The following is an 889-nucleotide window of genomic DNA, read 5'->3' as shown; positions in this document are numbered from 1 at the left end:
CGCGTCCGCTGGCTGGCCGGCGAGCGCGCCTATATCGACGAATGGCCGATGACCGAGGCGCAGAAACAGGCGATCCTGGACCGCGACTATAATCGTTGCCTGGATCTGGGCGGGAACATCTATTTCCTCGCCAAGGTGTTTTCGACCGACGGCCTCAGCTTCCTGCAGGCGGTCGGCACCATGACCGGGATGAGCCCGGAAGAATATCAGGCGATGATGATCGCCGGCGGCCGCTCGCCCGAGGGTGTCCGCTCCATCAAGGAGAAACGCTGATGGCCCGCATCACGGCCGGCGTCGCCACCAGCCATGTGCCCGCCATCGGCGCTGCCATGGACCTCAAGAAGACCGCCGAGCCTTATTGGCAACCGTTGTTCGCCGGCTATGACTGGTCACGGCAATGGATCGCGCAGGAAAAGCCCGATGTCGTGATCCTGGTCTATAATGACCATGCCTCCGCCTTCGACATGAAGATCATCCCGACCTTCGCGATCGGCTGTGGCGAACGCTACAGGCCGGCCGACGAGGGCTGGGGGCCGCGCCCGGTGCCCGACGTGATCGGCGAGCCGGACCTGGCCTGGCATATCGCCCAGAGCCTGATCCTCGACGAATTCGACATGACCATCATCAACGAAATGGATGTCGACCATGGCCTGACCGTGCCGTTGAGCCTGATGTTCGGCCAGCCCGATGCCTGGCCGTGCCGGGTGATCCCGGTCGCGGTCAATGTCGTCACCTATCCGCCGCCGTCGGGCAATCGCTGCTGGCGGCTGGGCGAGGCGATCGCCCGCGCGGTCGAGAGCTTCCCCGAGGATCTCAACGTGCAGATCTGGGGCACGGGCGGCATGAGCCACCAGCTTCAGGGGCCGCGCGCCGGCCTCATCAATGCCGA

Annotated in this window: 2 protein-coding genes; both read left to right on the top strand. The window is 64.9% G+C overall.

The genetic code is table 11. The annotated features are described in order from the left end of the window. Positions 1-273, top strand: a 273-nt coding sequence (gene ligA / locus JQK15_RS26490) for a protocatechuate 4,5-dioxygenase subunit alpha (RefSeq protein ID WP_214869644.1), incomplete at its 5' end; no start/stop codon positions are given. Further along, positions 273-889 (top strand): class III extradiol dioxygenase subunit beta (locus JQK15_RS26485; protein ID WP_214869637.1); only part of this gene is annotated, 617 nt, incomplete at its 3' end. The genes ligA and JQK15_RS26485, both read left to right, overlap by 1 nt.

Origin of the sequence: Sphingobium sp. BHU LFT2, from assembly GCF_018604485.1 — a bacterium.
In the GTDB taxonomy this organism is placed as follows: Bacteria; Pseudomonadota; Alphaproteobacteria; order Sphingomonadales; family Sphingomonadaceae; genus Sphingobium; species Sphingobium yanoikuyae_A.
This window is presented reverse-complemented; position numbering and strand designations above follow the sequence as displayed.